This window comes from Paracoccus sp. MKU1, from assembly GCF_001447385.1.
Lineage (GTDB): Bacteria > Pseudomonadota > Alphaproteobacteria > Rhodobacterales > Rhodobacteraceae > Paracoccus.
In genome coordinates, this window is the sequence record NZ_LLWQ01000034.1 from 1 (window position 1) to 18,414 (window position 18,414).

Sequence of the window (18,414 nt, forward strand, 5' to 3'; positions counted from 1 at the left end):
GGTCTGCATCCCGGGCCGGAAGTCTCGCAAGAAGGCGGTGAAATACGACAAGAGGCGCTACAAACGGCGCAACCGCATCGAGATCATGTTCGGCCGCCTGAAGGATTGGCCAATCGTCGGGAAAACAGTCCCCCGGACTGTTTTCTGATCCTCCTCATACGTCGCGACCCGATACGACCGGTGCCCGGAAACCTTCTTCTCTGCGATCATGCTAGCCGCAACCGTCTTGTTCTGGCTGTGAAACTCAATGAGCCTGGACGCTAAGTCGAAGTGAGTGCAGTGGTAAGCCCTTCACTGCTTCATTTCCGGCACATCCCCCACGATCGACAGCTCCGCTCCCGTCGCCGCTTCAATCTCCCTCACTGAAACACCGGGCGCACGTTCGCGAAGCGTGAGGCCCTCGGGGGTCGGCTCCATCACCGCAAGCTCCGTCACGATCAACGTCACGGGACGTTGCGAGGTCATGGGAAGGCTCAGCTTTTCGACGATCTTCGGCGCCCCTTTCTGGGTGTGGGTCATCGCCACGACCACGCGACGCGCCCCGCTGACAAGGTCCATCGCCCCGCCCATCCCCGGGACCAGCACACCCGGAATCTGCCAATTGGCCAGCCGGCCGCGGCAATCCACCTGCAAGCCCCCAAGCACCGTCATGTCGAGATGACCGCCCCGGATCAGGGCAAACGACATTGCGGAATCGAACGAAACCGCGCCCGGCAAAGCCGAAACGAACGCCCCGCCCGCATCGGTCAGATGCACGTCCTCCATTCCCTCGGGCGGGCGCGCGCCGAAGCCGATGATGCCGTTTTCCGACTGAAAATAGACCCGGACATGGGGCGGCACATATTGTGCCACCATCGTGGGCAAGCCGATGCCCAGGTTGACCAGCGTATTGTCCCGCAACTCGCGGGCGACGCGGCGGGCGATCAGTTCCTTCGCATCCATGCGCTTATCCCTTCACGCGACCCGCGGCCGCTCAAGCAATTGGTCGATCAGGATGCCTGGCGTATGCACGGCATCCGGCGGTAGCACCCCCAGCGGCACGATCTCGTTAGCCTCCGCGATCACCGTTTCGGCGGCCATCGCCATCAGCGGGTTGAAGTTCCGCGCGGTCAGGGAATAGACGAGATTGCCCGCGTAATCTGCGCTGCGAGCCGCGATCAGCGCGATGTCGGCCCTGAGCGCCGGCTCGACAAGGAAATCCCGCCCGCCCACCTGGACGACCTGCCGCCCCTCGGCGGCAAGCGTGCCGAGGCCGGTCGCGGTCAGCACCCCGCCCAGGCCCGCGCCGCCCGCCCGGACCCGCTCGGCCAGGGTGCCCTGCGGGACCAGTTCGACGGCCAGCTTGCCCTCGAGCATCAGCTTCTGCGTCTCGGGATTGGTGCCGATATGCGAAACAATGGCGCGCGCGACGCAGCCCGCGCCGATCAGTTTGCCGATGCCGACGCCGGGGCGGGCGGTGTCGTTGGCGATGACGGTCAGGTCGCGCGCCTGCCGGGCGACCAGCGCGGCGATGGTCCGATGTGGAGAGCCCACACCCATGAAGCCGCCGATCATCACGACAGCCCCGTCCGGCACCAGTTCGGCGGAAGCCGCCGGAGAAATCGTCCTCATTCAGGTCCTCACGATGATACATATGAGTTGAATTCAGTTTCGCCTGCTCAAATTCGATATGAGCCAGGAAAGGCCCTGAACGGCAGGCTTTTGCGGCGCCAGCCGCAAGAGGGGGCGGACAGCCCCCCGCCCTGTCAGCTCAGCCGAGGATGGTCGCCTCGGTCGCGGCGCGCAGCTCGTCCTCGCTCACGCCATCGGCCAGCTCGACGATCTTCAGCCCGCCCGGGACGACGTCCAGCACCCCCAGATTGGTGATGATGCGATTGACCACCGCCTGGCCGGTCAGCGGCAGCGTGCAGGATTTCAGCACCTTCGACTCGCCGTGCTTCGAGGTGTGGTCCATCACCACCACCACCCGGCCGACGCCCGCTACCAGGTCCATGGCGCCGCCCATGCCCTTGACCAGCTTGCCCGGGATCATCCAGTTCGCCAGGTCGCCGTTCTCGGCCACCTCCATCGCCCCCAGGATCGCCATGGCGATCTTGCCGCCGCGGATCATCGCGAAGCTCTCGGCGCTGTCGAAATAGGCGGTCTGCGGCAGCTCGGTCACCGTCTGCTTGCCGGCATTGATCAGGTCCGGATCCTCCTCGCCCTCGTAAGGAAACGGCCCGATGCCCAGCATGCCGTTTTCCGATTGCAGCGTCACATGCACCCCCTCGGGGATGTAGTTCGCCACCAGCGTCGGGATGCCGATGCCGAGGTTCACATACCAGCCGTCCTGCAGCTCCTGCGCGGCCCGCGCCGCCATCCGGTTGCGGTCCCAGCCCTTGATTTCGGCGGCCATCAGACGGTCTCCTTCTTGCCGGTCGTGTCGGAGACGCGCGAACGTGTCGTGCGCTGCTCGATGCGCTTCTCGTGCTGGCCCTGGATCAGCCGATGGACATAGATCCCCGGCAGGTGGATGGCGTCCGGGTCGAGCGAGCCGGTCGGCACGATCTCCTCGACCTCGCAGACGCAGACCCGGCCGCATTTCGCCGCCGGCACGTTGAAGTTGCGCGCGGTCTTGCGGAACACCACATTGCCCGACTCGTCCGCCTTCCAGCCCTTGACGATGGCCAGGTCGGCGACGATGCCGCGTTCCAGGATATAGGTCTCGCCGTCGAAATCGTGATGCTCCTTGCCCTCGGCGATCACCGTGCCGACGCCGGTTTTCGTATAAAAGCCCGGGATGCCGGCGCCGCCCGCCCGCATGCGCTCGGCCAGCGTGCCCTGCGGGTTGAACTCCAGCTCCAGCTCGCCCGAGAGATACTGGCGCATGAACTCGGCATTCTCGCCGACATAGGAGGAGATCATCTTGCGGATCTGCCGCGAGTCCAAGAGCTTGCCCAGCCCGAACCCGTCGACGCCGCAATTGTTGGAGGCGATGGTCAGCTCCCTGGTCCCGGCCTTTAGGATCGCCTCGATCGCGAGTTCCGGGATGCCGCAAAGCCCGAAGCCCCCGGCCGCAATCAGCATCCCGTCCCGCAATACACCGTCAAGCGCGGCGTCCGCGCTGTCGTACTGTTTATTCATATCTGTTTCACATCTGCTTTTGTCATGGAAGGTTGACGCAACCGTGCATTGTCAGACGTGAAGCCCGAGTTCCTCGCTTCGCTTCAGCGCAAAACCCTGCACCAGACGGTCGGCGACCAGAGCCAGCATTGCCATGGCTGCCCCGGCCGCGATGCCAAGACCGACATCGCCCTGCCCCAGCGCCAGGTAGATCTGCTGGCCCAGATCGGTAGTTCCGATCAGCGCCGCGATCACCAGCATCGAAAATGCATAGAGGATGGTCTGGTTCAGCCCCAGCAGGATAACGGGGGTCGCATAAGGAAGCCGCACCTCGGTCAGCAACGCCCGCCCGTTCGCCCCCGAGGATATCGCAGCCTCGATCTGCTCTTCCGGTGTCGAGACCAGGCCCTGGCGGGTGTAGCGGATCATCGGCACCACGGCGTAGGAGCAGATGGCGAGCAGGGCCGAGAACTCCCCGATCTGGAACAACATGAGGACGGGGATCAGGAAAACGAACATCGGGATGGTCTGCAGGAGATCGCAAACGGGCCGCACGACGCTCCAGACCGCCGGGCTGAGCGCGGATAGCAGCCCAACCAAGCCGCCCACCACCGCACAGATCAGCACCGCCGTACCCGACAGGTAGAGCGACAGCAACGCCGGTTCCCACAGGCCCATGACCATGATGATGGCGGGCAGGATCACGGCATAGGCCGCCAGCGCCGACCCGCCCGCCACCCAGCCGAGAGCACCCGCGCCGAGCAGCACGAAGGGCCAGGGCAGATGCGTGATGCCCAGCTTCAGCATCCCGGCCGCCAGCAGCAGGACCAGGCCGGCCAGAAGGTGGCCTCGCCACGCCAGGACCGCCGCCAACAGCGCCGCGACGACGAACCAGGCGACCGAGAGCGTCGCGCTCCAGGGAAAGCCCCAGGTCGCAGGCGTCACCGCGTGGTCGAGCCCGATGCGCAGGGGCAGCAGGACATAGATCATCACGGTCGTCTTGACCGAACTCAGCAGCGGCCCGAAGGCGATGATGAAACGCCCCAGCACATCGTTCACCCAATCGGTGATGCCACCCAGCAGGCCGATGTCGTTCGAGGCGGGCAGGTAGCGCGCGGCGGCGAGCGTGGAGATTACAGCTAGCGCCAGGATCGCCCATGTGACCTTGCGGGCATGGGCGGGCCGGGTCTCGGCAAGGCTCCCGCTCATACGGTCGATCAGCACGGCGAAGATCACGATGACCAGCCCCGCCACCAGGCTGTTGCCGAAATCCGCCTTGCGCATGGTCAAGAGCACCGCCCAGCCGATATCGTCGAAACCGCCGATCACCGCGGCGATGATCACCATCGACAGGGCAGCCATGATCGTCTGGTTGACGCCGACCCAGATCTGGCGCGAGGCAGTCGGCAGTTCGACCAGGAAAAGCTGCTGCCACGGATTCGCGCCGTTCATAGCCGCTGCTTCGCGGATATCGGGCTCGACCCGCTGCAGGCCCAGCAGGACGTTGCGGGCGATGGGCGGCGCGGCATAGATGGACGAGGCGATCAGCCCAACCACCGGGCCGAACCCCAAAAGCAGCAGCAGCGGCGTCAGATAGGCGAAGGTCGGGACGGTCTGCATCACGTCCAGCAGAAGGTGGATCGGCCGGCGCAGCGCGGGAACCTTGTAGGCGATGATGCCGGTCACGCCCCCTGCCAGCAGCGCCAGCGGCACCGCAACCGCCACCAGCGAAAGCGTGGTCATGCCGGGCGCCCAATAGCCGCTGACCAGAACGAACCCCAGCCCCGCCAAAGCGCCCAGCGCCATGCGCCAACCGCCCAGGTGCCAGCCCAGCGCGGTGAATACGCCGATGGTCAGCGGAAAGGGCGCATGGATCAGCACCTGCCCCGCCCAGCCCATCGGATAGGCCAGCATCTGCGCGGCAAATCGGGCCACGGGCTTCAAGAAACCGGCAAGCCAGGTCACCGCCGCGCCGATCCACTCGGTCGCCGGGACCGTCAGCGCGACGGGCCACTTCACCAGCCAGGGCGCCAGTGGGGCGAGGACGAGGCAGGCGGCACCCACCAGAAGAACGAGGGCAGCCGCGCGGGTCCCGGGCGAAAATCGGTCGGTCATGTTGGTATCCGAATTTGAAGGGCCGAGAGATTCAGGTTTCCGCTTTCAGCGCACCCGCCAGGGCCGAGGGGCTGACGACGCCCGCCATCTGCCCATCGCGACCCCATACCGGCACCGGCTGGTAAAGCGCCATGCAGGCAGCCAGCGCGGAATCAATGGTCATGTCCGCGCTGAGCTTCGGGTCATCCGGCATGGCCGGCAGCGGGTCGGGGCAGGTCATGATCGTCTCGACATGGGCATGGCGGCCCTTAGGAACGTCGCGGGTGAATTCGCGCACATAGTCGTCCACGGGGTTCAGGATGATGTCGTCGGGCGTGCCGATCTGCACCACGATGCCGTCGCGCATGATGGCGATGCGGTCTGCGATCTTCAGCGCCTCGGCGATGTCATGGGTGATGAACACCGCCGTCTTGCCCAGATCGGCCTGGATCGCCAGGAATTCGTCCTGCAGCTGCCGCCGGATCAGCGGATCGAGCGCCGAAAATGGTTCGTCGAGGAACCACAGGTCCGGGTTAACCGCAAGCGAACGCGCGATGCCGACGCGCTGGCGCTGGCCGCCCGAAAGCTGGTGCGGCCGCGCCGTTTCGCGCCCCTTGAGACCGACGAGTTCCAGAACCTCGGCAGCGCGGGCTCGGCGTGGACCCGTGGCCATCCCCTGCATCTTCAAGGGAAAGGCCACGTTATCCAGGATCGTCATATGAGGAAATAAGCCGAAATGCTGGAAGACCATGCCCAGCTTGTCCCGACGTAGCGCCAGCAGGCGCTTGGCGTCGGCGGCAAGGATGTCCTCGCCGCCGATGCGGATCTCTCCGGCTGTGCCTTCGATCAACCGCGAGATCGTGCGGATCAGCGTCGATTTTCCCGAACCGGACAGACCCATGATGACGAAGACTTCGCCCTCGCGAATGTCGAAGGTGACATCCTGCACGGCCGGGATAAGCCCGTGCTGGCGCAAGAGCAGCGCCGTTTCGCGCACATTGCCGCCGGTATCCTGCCAGGCGCGGTCGAGGTTCTTCTTCGGGTTGACGCCGAAAACCTGCCACACGCCCTTGCAGGAAATCGCGGGCGGAGCACTGGGGTTGACTGCCATGGCGTGCTTATTCCACCGCTGCCTGGACGACCGGACGCCAAGCGGATTCATTGGCGGCCAGCCATTCGGACACCACCTCGGGGGTCTGCCGACCGTCCACATCGACCGCGCCCATCAGGGGCTGTTGCTGTTCGACGCTGAGCGTCAGGTTCGACAGGATCTCATGCGCCGCTGGCCATTTCTCTTTGAGGCCCGGCCAGGCGGCCTTGAACACGCGGGTCGGGATGAAGTCGCAATCGCCTGTCACATCGGGATTGGGGCCCACCGCCGGATCGGTATAGCAGGCTTCGGTCCCCTCCGGCAAAGCGACGAAATGCAGGCCAAAGGCGTCAAGCGCCCAGTGGGGTTGCCAAAACACGGCCAACAACGGTGCCTTTTGCGCCGTCGCCGCGCGGAATTCGGCGACCAGCGCGCCTTCGGAGCCGGCGGGAATCGCCCGGAATGGCAACCCGAGAGCCTTGATGCGGTCCGCGCCCGGCGTGCCCCATTCGCCCGGATAGTCCAGCAATCGCCCCTCGGGCAGGGTCTCGACGGTAGCAAAGGTGGCCGCGCATTCGGCAAGCGCCTTCCAGTCGGGCAGGCCCGGGCAGCTTTCCTCCATATAGGCCGGATAGACGAAGCCCTCGCGCGCATCGAGGCCCAGCGCACCCAGATCCTCGAGCTTTCCAGCGTCATGCAACTGGTGATAACTCTGCGGCACGTTCGAGGCCCAGACCTCAACCGCCGCGTCCAGATCGCCGTCGGCCATGGCCTGCCACATGTTCTGGTAACCTGCGGTGACGTATTGGACCTTGTAGCCTGCCTGTTCCAGCATGTGGCCGGCGATGCGCGTGGTGATCTGCTGGCCGGTCCATTCGTTGACGGCCAGCTTGATCGGCTCATCGGTGGCGCCCAGTTCCGCAGCATGCGCGAAAGTGAAGGCGGACAAACCGGCGATGGCTGCCATTGCGGTAGCGAGTGGTCGCTTCATGGTGGGCTCCCCCTGAATACGGTTTTGGTTGTTTTGAGGAAGTGTTGCATGAGGCTGGAATTAATTTTGCCTCTGATCGACAGAAATTTGTCAAAAATCGCCGCAAACTCGTTTCCTGCCGAATCGACCAAGGTCTCCGGGGTGGCCGCCTGCCTAAGGGCTCATAGGAAACCTTGCTGGGTTGTCAGGCGAATTTTATGGTGAATGGACGTGAATTATCCTTAACTCGCCATACCCAGGTGCACCATGCCCCAGGAAACGAATCGCACCTTGAAGCTGCTCGTGATCGTCACGCCCAACTTCAACCTGCTCGCGACCACCGGGTTCATCGACCCGATGCGGGCCGCCAACTACCTGTCTGGCACGGCGCGCGTCGGCTGGCAGTTCGCATCGACCGAGGGGGGCATGGTCAAGGCCAGCAACGGGATGAGCGTCGAAGCGCGCCCGTTGGCGGAAGTCGCCTCCGAAAGCTTTGACATCGTCGTCGTCTCTTCAAGCTGGTCACCCGAGGCCCATGCCGCACCGCAATTGCTGGTCGCCCTGCGGCGGTGGGCGCGCAGCGGGGCGACCATCGGGGCATTGGACACCGGAGCCTTCATCCTGGCGCAGGCCGGCTTGCTGGAGGGCAGGCGCGCCACGGTTCACTATGAGCACATCGACGCCCTGGGCGAATTGCACGACGACATAGAAGTCTCGGAGGATCTGTTTGTTCTAGCTCCGCAGCGATTCACCTGCAGCGGGGGCGCCGCGGCCATCGACATGGGACTGCATATCCTGCGCAGCCACTGCGACAACGCCCTGGCCAATGCGGCAGCGCGATACATCTTTCACCCTGCGATTCGGCCCGAGAACTCTCCGCAGAACCCCGCGACGCTGGAGCCCTTGGGCTACACGACCCCCAAGGCATTGCGGCAGGTGATCGCTCTGATGGAAAAACACCTCGAAGAGCCCCTCACGATTCCCGAGCTCTGCGATCGGGTCAGCATGTCGCAGCGCCAGATCAATCGCCTGTTCGAGCGCTACATCGGCAAGACGGCCGTGATCTACTATCGCGACATACGGCTTGATCGGGCGCGGGGACTGGTGACTCAGACCGACCTGCAAATGGCCCAGATCGCGGCCGCCAGCGGGTTCACCAGCCAGGCTCATTTCTCGAAAGCCTATCGCGAGCGATTCGGCATATCGCCGCGCATCGATCGCTCGGAAGGTCGGATTCCCTTCGAGTTCCGCGCCTGGCCCATGCATCGCAGGGACGGCTGAAAAGGACGCAGCCAACCCCAAGGACCGCTTCGGTGGCGAAAAAACGAAAACGGACGACGATCATGCAACAATCAGCCGGATCAGGCGCAGCTATCGTGAGAACAGAGACGATCACCAGCACGCCAGGGCTGCCGCATGAAAGGATGCTGCCATGACGGAACTCCCCAGTAAGTCCGAGTTTGAATACATTGCGCGCGGATACGATTCGAATCCGTCGCGCACCATGTCGCTGAACGCCGACGCCTATACCGATCCGCGCTGGTATCAGGTCGATCTGCAAGCGATCATCGCCAAAACTTGGCAATGGGTCTGCCATGTCGAAAAGGTCCGCAATCCCGGCGATTATATCGCCGCCGAGATCGCCGGCCAGCCCGTGGCCGTGGTCCGTGACCGCGAGGGCAAGCTGCGCGCCTTCTATAACGTATGCAAGCATCGCGCTCACCACCTGTTGGAAGGCAATGGCAATACCACACGGATCATGTGCCCCTATCACGCCTGGACCTATAAGCTGGACGGCCAGCTGGTCCGCGCCCCGCACACCGAGACGCTGGAAGACTTCAACGCCAAGGAAATCTGCCTCGACCAAGTGCAGGTCGAGGAGTTCTGCGGCTTCGTCTATGTCAACCTGGACTCGACCGCAGAACCGCTGGCGAAACTATCCGGCGATCTTGAAACCGAGATCCGGCACTGGGCGCCCGACATCGACAACCTGACCTTCGGCAAGCGCCTGACCTATGAAATCCGGTCGAACTGGAAGAACGTCATCGACAACTTCCTCGAATGCTATCATTGCCCGACTGCGCACAAGGATTTCTGCACGCTGGTCGACATGGACACCTACAAGGTGACCACGCACGGCATCTATTCCAGCCACATGGCGGATGCGGGCAAGACCTCGAACTCGGCCTATGACACCTCGAATGCCAAGGTGCAGACCCATGCCGTCTGGTGGCTGTGGCCGAACACCTGCCTGATGCGCTATCCAGGCCGGTCCTCGATGATCGTGCTGAACGTCATTCCCGCCGGTCCCGACCGGACGCTGGAGACCTATGACTTCTACCTGGAAACGCCCGAGCCGGACGCGACCGAACTGGAAGCCATCCGCTATATCGACGAGGTCTTGCAGCCCGAGGACATCGGCCTTGTCGAAAGCGTGCAGCGCGGAATGAACACCCCCGCCTTCACCCAAGGGCGGATCGTGAATGACCCGGATGGTTCGGGCCAGTCGGAACATGCGCTGCACCATTTCCATGGGCTGGTGCTGGACGCCTATGCCAAGGCGGCACGCGCCTGATCCGGCTCAATAAGGAAAATGACATGACAGGGATGCTGAAAGGCTGCGTCGCGCTGGTCACCGGCGGGCGCGGCGGGATCGGCCGGGCGATCTGCGCCCGGTTCCTGCGCGAAGGTGCGACTGTCTATGCCGCCGATCTCAGCGACACCGGCAGCACGGGCAACGCGCCCGATGCCAGCCGCTTCATCCAGCTGGACGTGACCTGCGAGGCCGAGACCCGCGCCGCGATGGACCGCATCGCTGCCGAAGAGGGCCGGCTGGACGTGCTGGTCAACGCGGCCGGGATCGAGATCGAGCACACGATCGAGCAGACCTCCCTGGAGGACTGGAACCGCATCTTCGCCATCAACGTGACGGGGACCTTCCTGCCCTCGAAATACGCCCTGCCGCTGCTGCGCAAGGGGGCCGCGGGCGGGCGGATGGCCTCGGTCATAAACTTCGGCTCCTACGACGGCTTCATCGCCGATCCCGGGCTGGCGGCCTATTGCGCCACCAAGGGCGCGGTCCATGCGCTGACCCGCGCCATGGCCTGCGATCACGGGTCCGAGGGTATCCGCGTCAACGCCATCTGCCCCGGCTATGTCGACACGCCGATGCTGCGCAGCTTCTTCAGCGGCGCCGGATCAGGGGCCGGGGGCGGCAGCCTCGACACGGTGCTGGACCAGGTCAAGGCAGTGCATCCGACGCGCACCTGCGGCACACCGGAAGACATCGCCAACCTGGTCAACTGGCTCGCCTCGGACGAGGCGCGCTACGCCTCGGGGCAGCTCTGGGTACTGGATGGCGGGCTGTCAGCTCAGGTCCAGCAAATGAAATTCTGAAGGAAAGACAATGGCCAAATCCGTCATCATCACCTGCGCGCCCACCGGTGGCATCCATACGCCCACCATGTCGCCGCATCTGCCGATCACGCCCGCCGAGATCGCCCGCGCCAGCATCGAGGCTGCCGAGGCCGGCGCCTCGATCATCCACCTGCACGCCCGCGATCCGGAAACCGGCAAGCCCGACCCTCGGCCCGAGATCTTCCAGCAGTTCCTGCCGGTCATCAAGCAATCGACCGATGCCGTCATCAACGTCTCGACCGGCGGCGGCCTTGGCATGTCGATGGACGAGCGCCTGCTGGCCGCGACCACGGCCAGCCCGGAAATGGCCAGCCTGAACATGGGCTCGATGAACTTCGGCATCTTCCCCCTGCTCGACAAATACAGCGACTGGAAATTCGACTGGGAGCCGAAGTTCCTGGAAATGACCCGCGACTTCATCTTCCCCAACACCTTCGCCACCATCGAATATGCGCTGAAGACGCTGGGCGATGGTCATGGCACAAGGTTCGAATTCGAATGCTACGACCTGAGCCACCTCTACAATATCAAGTGGTTCATCGATCAGGGGCTGATCAAGCCGCCTTTCTTCGTCCAGATGGTCTTCGGCATCCTGGGCGGCGTCGGAGCCGATCTGGAAAACCTCGTCCATATGCACAAGGTCGCCGACCGCCTGTTCGGGCCCGAGAATTACGAATGGTCGGTGCTGGCGGCGGGCCGCCACCAGATGCCCTTCGCCACGCAAAGCGCGCTGCTGGGCGGCAACCTGCGAGTGGGGCTCGAGGACAGCCTGTTCATCGGCAAGGGGGAACTCGCGACCTCGAATGCGCAACAGGTCACGCGCATCCGGCAGGTCATCGAGGGGCTTGGCCTGACCGTGGCGACGCCCGCCGAAGCGCGCGAGCGGCTGGGTCTCAAGGGCGGCGACAAGGTGGCGTTCTGATGCAGATAAACCTTCTCATCAACGGCGAGTTGATCGCGGGTGACGGCGAGGCGCTGGCGGTCTGGAACCCGGCGACAGGCGAGGAAATCGCCCGTGTCCCCGAGGCCAGCGCCGAGCAGGTCGATGCCGCCATGCGCGGCGCCGAGGAGGCGTTCGACAGCTTCGGCCGCACAACACCCGCCGAACGCGCCGCGCTGCTGTTGCAGATCGCCGATGTGATCGAGGCAAATGCCGAGGAACTCGCGGGCCTTGAAAGCCTTAACGGTGGCAAGCCTTGGCCCTCGGCGCTGAATGACGAGATGCCGCTGACCATCGACTGCTTCCGCTTCTTTGCCGGGGCGGCACGGACCATGCAGGGCGTGGCTGCGGGCGAATATGTCACCGGCCATACCAGCATGATCCGCCGCGATCCGGTCGGGCCGGTGGCGGCCATCGCGCCTTGGAATTACCCGCTGATGATGGCGGCGTGGAAACTGGCCGCGCCCCTGGCGGCCGGCTGCCCGGTGGTGCTGAAACCCTCCGAGATCACGCCGCTGTCGACGCTGCGGCTGGCGGAACTGCTGCGCGACGTGCTGCCCAAGGGCGTGTTGAATGTGCTGCACGGGCGCGGCCCTTCGGTCGGCGAGCGGATGATCAACGCGCCCGAGGTCGAAGCGATCTCGATCACCGGCTCGCCCGCCACCGGGCAGGCGGCAATGCGCGCGGCCGCGCAGCAGATCCGGCATGTGCATCTGGAACTGGGCGGCAAGGCGCCGGTGATCGTCTGCGCCGATGCCGACATCGAGGCAGTGGTCGCGACAATCCGGGGCGGCGCCTATTTCAACGCCGGGCAGGATTGCGCGCAGCCTTGCCGGATCGTCGCGCATGACAGCATTTACGACCGGCTGGTCGCCGATCTGGCAACGGCGGTTGCCGGCATCAGGACCGGCAAACCCCATGATGAAGGGGTCGAGATAGGCCCGCTGATCTCGGCCGCGCAACGCGACCGGGTAGCGGGTTTCGTGGACCGCGCCCGCGCAGATTGCGAGATTGTGACGGGCGGCATCCGCCCCGAGGGGCCGGGTTTCTTCTACGCGCCGACCGTGGTGGCGAGTGTCGCCGAGAATGCCGAGATCGGCTGTAACGAGATCTTCGGTCCCGTCGTCACCGTTTCGCGTTTCTCGGACGAGGATGCGATGATCCGCATGGTGAACCGAGGGCGCTATGGGCTTGCCTCCTCGATCTGGACCCGCGACGTCGGACGGGCGATGGCGATGAGCAGCCGGCTGCGCTATGGCTTCACCTGGGTCAACACGCATGGTGTCGCCACACCCGAGATGCCCTGGGCGGCCATGAAGGGTTCGGGGACGGGCTGCGACATGTCGGTCTTTGCGCTCGACGCCTATACGGCGGTCCGCCATGTGATGGTGGCCCACGCATGACTCTGTCCGGTAAGACAGCCATTGTAACTGGCGGCGGGCGCGGCATCGGGCGCGCCACCGTCGAGCGCCTACGGGCGGCAGGCGCGAATGTCGCGACCTGCGGCCGCGGGGCGCGCCCCGCCGACCTGGGCGAGGCGGTGCTTTGGGTGCAGGCGGATGTCGCACTGGGCACGGATGCCGAGCGCATCGTCGTCGCGACGCGTGCGCAGTTTGGCCCTGCCGATATCCTGGTCAACAACGCCGGGGTGCAGGTCGAAAAACCTCTGACCGACACCACGGACGAGGATTGGGATCGCGTGATCGGCGCCAATTGCCGCGGCACCTTCAACATGTGCCGGGCCTTCATCCCGCAGGCGCCCGAGGGCGGCAGCATCGTCAATCTGGGCTCCATCTCGGGCGAGGTCGCGGACCCGTCGATGGCGATCTACAACGCCTCGAAGGGTTTCGTGCACGCCCTGACCCGTTCCATCGCCATCGACCACGGCCCCCGCATCCGCTGCAACGCGGTGCGGCCAGGCTGGATCATGACAGAGATGGTCGAGGCCGGCTTCTCGCTGGCCCGCGACCCCGAGCGGGCAAGAGAAGACGCAGTGGCCCGCCATGCCATGCGCCGCTTCGGCCGGCCCGAGGATGTGGCCGAGGCGATCCTCTGGCTCGTCTCCGACGCTTCCGGTTTCGTGACCGGGCAATGTTTCACCATCGACGGCGGGCTGACCTCGGCCTCGCCGCTTCAGCCGGGACTGTTCTAATGAGCGAATATCAGAAAACTGCCGTGATCGGCGCAGGTGTCATCGGTGCCAGCTGGGCGGCGCTGTTCCTGGCCTCGGGTCGCGACGTCGCGGTCCACGACCCGGTTCCGGGCGCCGAGGACGCGGTACGCCGCTATATCGACGAGGCCTGGCCGACCCTGCTGGAACTGGGTCTTGCAGCCGAGGGCCGCCGCGGCGCGCTGAGCTTTCACGCAACCGCCGCCGAAGCCGTCACCGGCGCCGATTTCGTGCAGGAAAGCGTGCCCGAGCGCATCGCGATCAAACATGGGCTTTATGCCGAGATCGAACCGGTGCTGAAGCCGGGCGCCATCGTCGCCTCCTCGGCCTCGGGCCTGACGCTGGGCGAGATGCAGACGGGCTGGAAGGATCCCAGCCCCTTCGTGCTGGGCCATCCCTTCAACCCGCCTCACCTGATCCCGCTGGTCGAGGTGATGGGCAACGACCACACCCGGCCTTCGGCTGTCACCGGGGCCGAAGAATTCTACAAGCTGGTCGGCAAGATCACCATCCGCGTCAATCGCGAGGTGCCTGGCCATGTGGCGAACCGGCTGCAGGCGGCGCTGTGGCGCGAGGCGATACACCTGGTCAAAACCGGCGTCGCCTCGGTCGAGGACGTGGACAAGGCGGTCTGGGCCGGTCCCGGCCTGCGTTGGGCGGCGATGGGGCCGACGATGCTGTTCCACCTCGGCGCCGGCGAAGGCGGGCTCGCGGCCTTCTGCGAACGCTATACCGACAGCTTCAACCGCTGGTGGGACGATCTCGGCGTGCTGCATCTGGACCCTTCGCTGTCAGCGGAGCTGATGTCGGGCGTGCAGCAGGAATCACGTGACCGGAGCCCCGCCGAGCTTTCCAGTCAGCGCGACGCGCTGATCACCGCCATGCAAAGGGCGACCGCATCGCTGCGGGCCGCAAGCTAGCCGGAGGGAGCCATGACCGAGATGCTTGAGACCACCGCTCCGATCGTCGTGATCGGAGCGGGCCAGGCCGGGCTTGCCGCCGCCAGCAAGCTGCGCGATCTGGGCCACGCCGGGCCGCTCACGCTGGTCGGCGACGAACCCGAGCCACCTTACCAGCGCCCGCCCCTGTCGAAAGCCTATCTGCTGGGCGAGATGGCGCGCGAACGCTTGTTCCTTCGCCCCTCCGCCTTCTATGCCGAGCGCGACCTCACCCTGCTCACAGGCCGCAACGCCACCGAAATCCGGCGCGACGAGCGGCAGGTGATGCTCTCGGACGGCAGCGCCCTGCCCTACCAGCATCTGCTGCTGGCGACCGGCGCGCGACCGCGCCTGTTGCCCGGTCCGGACCTCCAAGGCGTGCTGGTGATGCGCAGCCTGGCCGACGCCGACCGGCTGGCCGAGGCCGTCCGCCCCGGCCTGCGTCTGCTGGTCATCGGCGGCGGCTATATCGGGCTGGAGGCGGCAGCCACCGCAGTCAAGCTCGGCCTGCAGGTCACGCTGGTCGAGGCCGCGCCGCGCATCCTCGGCCGCGTCGCGGCAGTTGAGACCTCGGATTATTTCCGCGAACTGCATCGCGCCCATGGCGTCGATCTGCGCGAGGGCGTCGGGCTGGCGCATCTGACCGAAGCGGCCGGCCGGGTCACAGGCGCGGTTCTGACGGATGGCAGCCACCTGCCCGCCGACTTGGTTGTCGTCGGGATCGGTGTTCTGCCCAATATCGAACTTGCGCAGGCGGCGGGTCTGACATGCGACAACGGCATCAGTGTGGATGCTTATTGCCGCAGCTCGGACCCGGCAATCTTTGCGGCGGGCGACTGCGCATCCTTTCCCTGGCGCAACCAGAGGATCCGGTTGGAAAGCGTCGGCAATGCCATCGACCAAGCCGAAGTCGCGGCGACCAATATGCTGGGCGAGAGTTGCGAATATCAGGCGAAACCCTGGTTCTGGTCGGATCAGTTCGATGTGAAGCTGCAGATCGCCGGCTTGTGCGGCCGCCATGACCGGGTGGTCACCCGCGCGGGTGCAGGCGCTGGCAGATCGCATTGGTATTTCCACGGTGACCGGCTCGAAGCCGTGGATGCGATGAACGACCCGCGCGTCTTCATGGTGGCGAAGCGGGTGCTGGAAGGCGACAGGCCGGTCGATGCCGCCTTCATCGCCGACCCAGCCAACGATCTGCGCGCGCTTCTGGCAAGCTGAAAGGAACCGCTCATGGTCAGCATTACCTATATCGAGGCCAATGGCACCGCACATCGGGTCGAGGTCGCTCCCGGCCTGACGGTGATGGAAGGAGCCCGTGATAACGGCGTGCCCGGAATTCACGCGGATTGCGGCGGGGCGTGTGCCTGCTCGACCTGCCATGTCTATGTCGCCGCCGAATGGATCGACCGTCTGCCACCCCGCGACGAGATCGAACAGGACATGCTGGAGTTCGCCTGGGAACCAGATGCCGAACGCTCTCGCCTCACCTGCCAGATCAAGGTAACGCCGGAGCTCGACGGTTTGATCGTCACCCTGCCCGAGCGCCAGGCATGAACACCATCCCCGACTTGCCCCAGACCGGCGACATGATGGTGCCGCCCGAATGGACCGATTATAACGGCCACATGAACGAGGCATTCTACCTCGTCGCGGCGGCCGAAGCGACCGACCGCTTCCTCGACATGATCGGAGCGGGGCCAGCTTACGTGGCGGCTGGCCGCAGCTTCTTCACGGTCGAAACCCATATCCGTTATCTGGCCGAGGTCGAAAGCGGGACGAGGCTGATCGTCACCACACAACTGCTTGGGGCCGAAGGCAAGCGACTGCATCTGTTCCACCGCATTCTACGGCATCAGGAATTGGCGGCAACGGTCGAGACCCTGCTGATCCACACCGACCTGACGAGCCGACGTGCCTGCCCGCCGAATCCGGCCATCGCCGAGGCATTGGCACCTTTTGCGGCACATTCGGCGCTGCACGCGGAAGGCGCTGGCCGCTTCGTCGGTCAGAGATCCCATTCTAAATGAAACCAAGGGGAGGAAACGATGATTTCCATAAGAAATACGACTATTCTAGCCTGTTTGCTTTGCACTGGCACCGCTCATGCCCAAGAGGTGAACGTCGTGACATGGGGCGGCGCCATCGAGGCCAGCCAAGTGGAGGCCTATAACAAGCCCTTCACCAAGGCGACCGGTATTCGGGTGACCACTCTTGCCGCCGACGATCCCTCCACACCGCTGAAGGCGCAGGTCGAGGCCGGCAACGTGACCGGCGATGTCTTCGACGTCGCGCTGGCCGATGCGGTTCGCCTTTGCGACGAAGGAATGCTGCTGGAGATCGATCCGGCCAAGCTGCCCCCTGGTGCGGACGGCACGCCGGCGGATCGGGATTTTATCGACGGTGCACTCCAGGATTGCGCCGTGGGCAATATCGTCGCGGGCACAGTCATCGCCTATGACAAGACGAAGTTCCCCGACACTCCGCCCAAGACTGTCGCGGATTTCTTCGATATGAAAACCTATCCCGGCAAGCGCGCGCTGGCCAAGTCGGTCCGTCGCACGCTTTACTTGGCATTGATGGCGGACGGCGTCCCTGCGTCCGAGGTCTATGATCAACTCGCCACGGCCGAGGGCGTAGACCGTGCCTTCGCCAAACTGGACACGATCAAGAGCGAAGTGATCTGGTGGGAAGCGGGAGCGCAACCGCCTCAACTGCTGGCCGATGGCGAGGTCGCCATGACGACCGCCTATAACGGCCGGATATTCGACGCGATCATCAACGAGGGAAAGCCTTTCGAGGTGATCTGGGACGGTCAATACCTGGAGATGAACGCCTTCGCCGTTCCCAAGGACGCCCCGAATCTGAAGGAAGCGCTGGAATATGTGAAGTTCGCAACCGCGCCCGAGCAGTTGGCGGGCCAAGCGCGCTATATCAGCTATGGGCCAGCACGGAAATCCTCGACCCCGCTGCTCGGGCTTTATAAGGATGACAAGACGGAAATGTCTTCCCATATGCCAACTGCCCCCGAGCATATGGCCAATGCGGTAATGGATAGCCCGGAATTCTGGGCCGATCACGACATCGAACTGACAGAACGTTTCAATCGCTGGTTGGTGACAAACTGATCAATGCTCACCTGCCCTATTTGGCTCGGGGTGGCACTCACTCCAACATTGCACACTCAAAAGCTCGGACACTTCATTGAGGACTGCGACAATAGGCAAGGAAGGAATGCGTTCATGGACCTTCGCCATCTGCGCTATGTCGTCGCCACTGCACGCAATGGCAGCTTCAGCGCAGCAGCGCTGGAGCTGGAGTTCCAGCAACCGATCGTGAGCCGGCGGATCCGCGAACTCGAGGAGGAACTCGGCGTCGCCCTCTTCGACCGCTCCACCGCCGGAGCGAAGCTAGCGTCCAGGCTCATTGAGTTTCACGGCCAGAACAAGACGGTTGCAGCTAGCATGATCGCAGAGAAGAAGGTTTCCGGGCACCGGTCGTATCGGGTCGCGACGTATGAGGAGGATCAGAAAACAGTCCGGGGGACTGTTTTCCCGACGATTGGCCAATCCTTCAGGCGGCCGAACATGATCTCGATGCGGTTGCGCCGTTTGTAGCGCCTCTTGTCGTATTTCACCGCCTTCTTGCGAGACTTCCGGCCCGGGATGCAGACCTTTATCCCCTTGTCTTTCA

General features: G+C 64.5%; 18 protein-coding genes and 3 pseudogenes. 13 read left to right on the forward strand and 8 right to left on the reverse strand.

What is annotated here, in order from left to right; all coding sequences use genetic code 11:
• Positions 1-241 (forward strand): annotated as a pseudogene (locus AQY21_RS02440) (hypothetical protein); the annotation flags it as partial.
• Positions 242-291: 50 nt separating this feature from the next.
• Here the strand turns inward: AQY21_RS02440 and AQY21_RS02445 are convergent.
• The 7 genes from AQY21_RS02445 to AQY21_RS02475 all read right to left on the reverse strand — a co-directional run bounded on the left by AQY21_RS02445 (position 292) and on the right by AQY21_RS02475 (position 7,277).
• Positions 292-942, reverse strand: a complete 651-nt coding sequence (locus AQY21_RS02445; RefSeq protein ID WP_058096262.1) for a 3-oxoacid CoA-transferase subunit B — start codon at positions 940-942, stop codon at positions 292-294.
• A gap of 12 nt (positions 943-954) precedes the next feature.
• Entirely contained in the window at positions 955-1,611 is a 657-nt protein-coding gene (locus AQY21_RS02450) for a CoA transferase subunit A (RefSeq protein WP_058096263.1), read from the reverse strand.
• 139 nt (positions 1,612-1,750) lie between these two features.
• Positions 1,751-2,395: a 3-oxoacid CoA-transferase subunit B gene (locus tag AQY21_RS02455; protein ID WP_058096264.1), complete on the reverse strand. Its 645-nt coding sequence runs from the start codon at positions 2,393-2,395 to the stop codon at positions 1,751-1,753.
• Positions 2,395-3,123 carry a CoA transferase subunit A gene (locus AQY21_RS02460; protein ID WP_058096265.1) on the reverse strand — a complete coding sequence of 243 codons (729 nt, stop codon included), beginning with the start codon at positions 3,121-3,123 and terminating at the stop codon, positions 2,395-2,397. The genes AQY21_RS02455 and AQY21_RS02460 overlap by 1 nt, the downstream gene beginning before the upstream one ends.
• Positions 3,124-3,174: 51 nt before the next feature.
• Complete coding sequence (locus AQY21_RS02465) at positions 3,175-5,217, reverse strand: proline/glycine betaine ABC transporter permease (RefSeq protein ID WP_058096266.1); 2,043 nt, start codon at positions 5,215-5,217, stop codon at positions 3,175-3,177.
• 31 nt (positions 5,218-5,248) lie between these two features.
• Positions 5,249-6,307, reverse strand: a complete 1,059-nt coding sequence (locus AQY21_RS02470; RefSeq protein ID WP_058096267.1) for a glycine betaine/L-proline ABC transporter ATP-binding protein — start codon at positions 6,305-6,307, stop codon at positions 5,249-5,251.
• Positions 6,308-6,314: 7 nt separating this feature from the next.
• Positions 6,315-7,277: an ABC transporter substrate-binding protein gene (locus AQY21_RS02475; RefSeq protein WP_058096268.1), complete on the reverse strand. Its 963-nt coding sequence runs from the start codon at positions 7,275-7,277 to the stop codon at positions 6,315-6,317.
• A 270-nt stretch (positions 7,278-7,547) separates the two neighbouring features.
• Here AQY21_RS02475 and AQY21_RS02480 point away from each other — a divergent pair, with 270 nt between their 5' ends.
• From AQY21_RS02480 to AQY21_RS29540, 12 genes and pseudogenes are all read left to right on the forward strand, one after another.
• Positions 7,548-8,537, forward strand: a complete 990-nt coding sequence (locus AQY21_RS02480; protein WP_238986672.1) for a GlxA family transcriptional regulator — start codon at positions 7,548-7,550, stop codon at positions 8,535-8,537.
• Between the two features lie 151 nt (positions 8,538-8,688).
• Positions 8,689-9,831: an SRPBCC family protein gene (locus AQY21_RS02485; protein ID WP_058096270.1), complete on the forward strand. Its 1,143-nt coding sequence runs from the start codon at positions 8,689-8,691 to the stop codon at positions 9,829-9,831.
• A 23-nt stretch (positions 9,832-9,854) separates the two neighbouring features.
• On the forward strand, positions 9,855-10,652 hold the full coding sequence (locus AQY21_RS02490; protein WP_058096271.1) for an SDR family NAD(P)-dependent oxidoreductase: 798 nt from the start codon (positions 9,855-9,857) through the stop codon (positions 10,650-10,652).
• 10 nt (positions 10,653-10,662) lie between these two features.
• Complete coding sequence (locus AQY21_RS02495) at positions 10,663-11,595, forward strand: 3-keto-5-aminohexanoate cleavage protein (RefSeq protein ID WP_058096272.1); 933 nt, start codon at positions 10,663-10,665, stop codon at positions 11,593-11,595.
• A complete protein-coding gene (locus AQY21_RS02500; RefSeq protein WP_058096273.1) occupies positions 11,595-13,016 on the forward strand; it encodes a gamma-aminobutyraldehyde dehydrogenase in 1,422 nt (473 codons plus the stop codon). Before AQY21_RS02495 ends, AQY21_RS02500 begins: the two co-directional genes overlap by 1 nt.
• Entirely contained in the window at positions 13,013-13,765 is a 753-nt protein-coding gene (locus tag AQY21_RS02505; RefSeq protein ID WP_058096274.1) for an SDR family NAD(P)-dependent oxidoreductase, read from the forward strand. Before AQY21_RS02500 ends, AQY21_RS02505 begins: the two co-directional genes overlap by 4 nt.
• Entirely contained in the window at positions 13,765-14,703 is a 939-nt protein-coding gene (locus AQY21_RS02510; protein ID WP_082657945.1) for a 3-hydroxyacyl-CoA dehydrogenase NAD-binding domain-containing protein, read from the forward strand. Before AQY21_RS02505 ends, AQY21_RS02510 begins: the two co-directional genes overlap by 1 nt.
• A gap of 12 nt (positions 14,704-14,715) precedes the next feature.
• Positions 14,716-15,942 (forward strand): NAD(P)/FAD-dependent oxidoreductase, encoded by a 1,227-nt coding sequence (locus AQY21_RS02515; protein WP_082657946.1) that lies wholly within the window; start codon positions 14,716-14,718, stop codon positions 15,940-15,942.
• Positions 15,943-15,954: 12 nt separating this feature from the next.
• The gene (locus AQY21_RS02520; protein WP_058096276.1) at positions 15,955-16,278 is read left to right on the forward strand and encodes a 2Fe-2S iron-sulfur cluster-binding protein; all 324 of its coding nucleotides are present in this window, start codon (positions 15,955-15,957) and stop codon (positions 16,276-16,278) included.
• Positions 16,275-16,751, forward strand: a complete 477-nt coding sequence (locus AQY21_RS02525; RefSeq protein ID WP_082657947.1) for a thioesterase family protein — start codon at positions 16,275-16,277, stop codon at positions 16,749-16,751. Before AQY21_RS02520 ends, AQY21_RS02525 begins: the two co-directional genes overlap by 4 nt.
• Positions 16,752-16,769: 18 nt before the next feature.
• Positions 16,770-17,849, forward strand: coding sequence for an ABC transporter substrate-binding protein (locus AQY21_RS02530; protein ID WP_058096278.1), 1,080 nt, complete (start codon positions 16,770-16,772; stop codon positions 17,847-17,849).
• A 114-nt stretch (positions 17,850-17,963) separates the two neighbouring features.
• Positions 17,964-18,122 (forward strand): annotated as a pseudogene (locus AQY21_RS29540) (LysR family transcriptional regulator); the annotation flags it as partial.
• A 32-nt stretch (positions 18,123-18,154) separates the two neighbouring features.
• Here the strand turns inward: AQY21_RS29540 and AQY21_RS27470 are convergent.
• Positions 18,155-18,414 (reverse strand): annotated as a pseudogene (locus AQY21_RS27470) (hypothetical protein); the annotation flags it as partial.

What these genes read in the sequence shown, in the direction of transcription:
- AQY21_RS02530 (WP_058096278.1), top strand. Translation starts at nt 16,770, where the DNA reads ATGATTTCCATAAGAAATACGACTATTCTAGCCTGTTTGCTTTGCACT.
- AQY21_RS02510 (WP_082657945.1), top strand. Translation starts at nt 13,765, where the DNA reads ATGAGCGAATATCAGAAAACTGCCGTGATCGGCGCAGGTGTCATCGGT.
- AQY21_RS02455 (WP_058096264.1), bottom strand. Translation starts at nt 2,395, where the DNA reads ATGGCCGCCGAAATCAAGGGCTGGGACCGCAACCGGATGGCGGCGCGG.
- AQY21_RS02460 (WP_058096265.1), bottom strand. Translation starts at nt 3,123, where the DNA reads ATGAATAAACAGTACGACAGCGCGGACGCCGCGCTTGACGGTGTATTG.
- AQY21_RS02490 (WP_058096271.1), top strand. Translation starts at nt 9,855, where the DNA reads ATGACAGGGATGCTGAAAGGCTGCGTCGCGCTGGTCACCGGCGGGCGC.
- AQY21_RS02505 (WP_058096274.1), top strand. Translation starts at nt 13,013, where the DNA reads ATGACTCTGTCCGGTAAGACAGCCATTGTAACTGGCGGCGGGCGCGGC.
- AQY21_RS02465 (WP_058096266.1), bottom strand. Translation starts at nt 5,217, where the DNA reads ATGACCGACCGATTTTCGCCCGGGACCCGCGCGGCTGCCCTCGTTCTT.
- AQY21_RS02485 (WP_058096270.1), top strand. Translation starts at nt 8,689, where the DNA reads ATGACGGAACTCCCCAGTAAGTCCGAGTTTGAATACATTGCGCGCGGA.
- AQY21_RS02500 (WP_058096273.1), top strand. Translation starts at nt 11,595, where the DNA reads ATGCAGATAAACCTTCTCATCAACGGCGAGTTGATCGCGGGTGACGGC.
- AQY21_RS02445 (WP_058096262.1), bottom strand. Translation starts at nt 942, where the DNA reads ATGGATGCGAAGGAACTGATCGCCCGCCGCGTCGCCCGCGAGTTGCGG.
- AQY21_RS02515 (WP_082657946.1), top strand. Translation starts at nt 14,716, where the DNA reads ATGACCGAGATGCTTGAGACCACCGCTCCGATCGTCGTGATCGGAGCG.
- AQY21_RS02450 (WP_058096263.1), bottom strand. Translation starts at nt 1,611, where the DNA reads ATGAGGACGATTTCTCCGGCGGCTTCCGCCGAACTGGTGCCGGACGGG.
- AQY21_RS02525 (WP_082657947.1), top strand. Translation starts at nt 16,275, where the DNA reads ATGAACACCATCCCCGACTTGCCCCAGACCGGCGACATGATGGTGCCG.
- AQY21_RS02475 (WP_058096268.1), bottom strand. Translation starts at nt 7,277, where the DNA reads ATGAAGCGACCACTCGCTACCGCAATGGCAGCCATCGCCGGTTTGTCC.
- AQY21_RS02495 (WP_058096272.1), top strand. Translation starts at nt 10,663, where the DNA reads ATGGCCAAATCCGTCATCATCACCTGCGCGCCCACCGGTGGCATCCAT.
- AQY21_RS02520 (WP_058096276.1), top strand. Translation starts at nt 15,955, where the DNA reads ATGGTCAGCATTACCTATATCGAGGCCAATGGCACCGCACATCGGGTC.
- AQY21_RS02470 (WP_058096267.1), bottom strand. Translation starts at nt 6,307, where the DNA reads ATGGCAGTCAACCCCAGTGCTCCGCCCGCGATTTCCTGCAAGGGCGTG.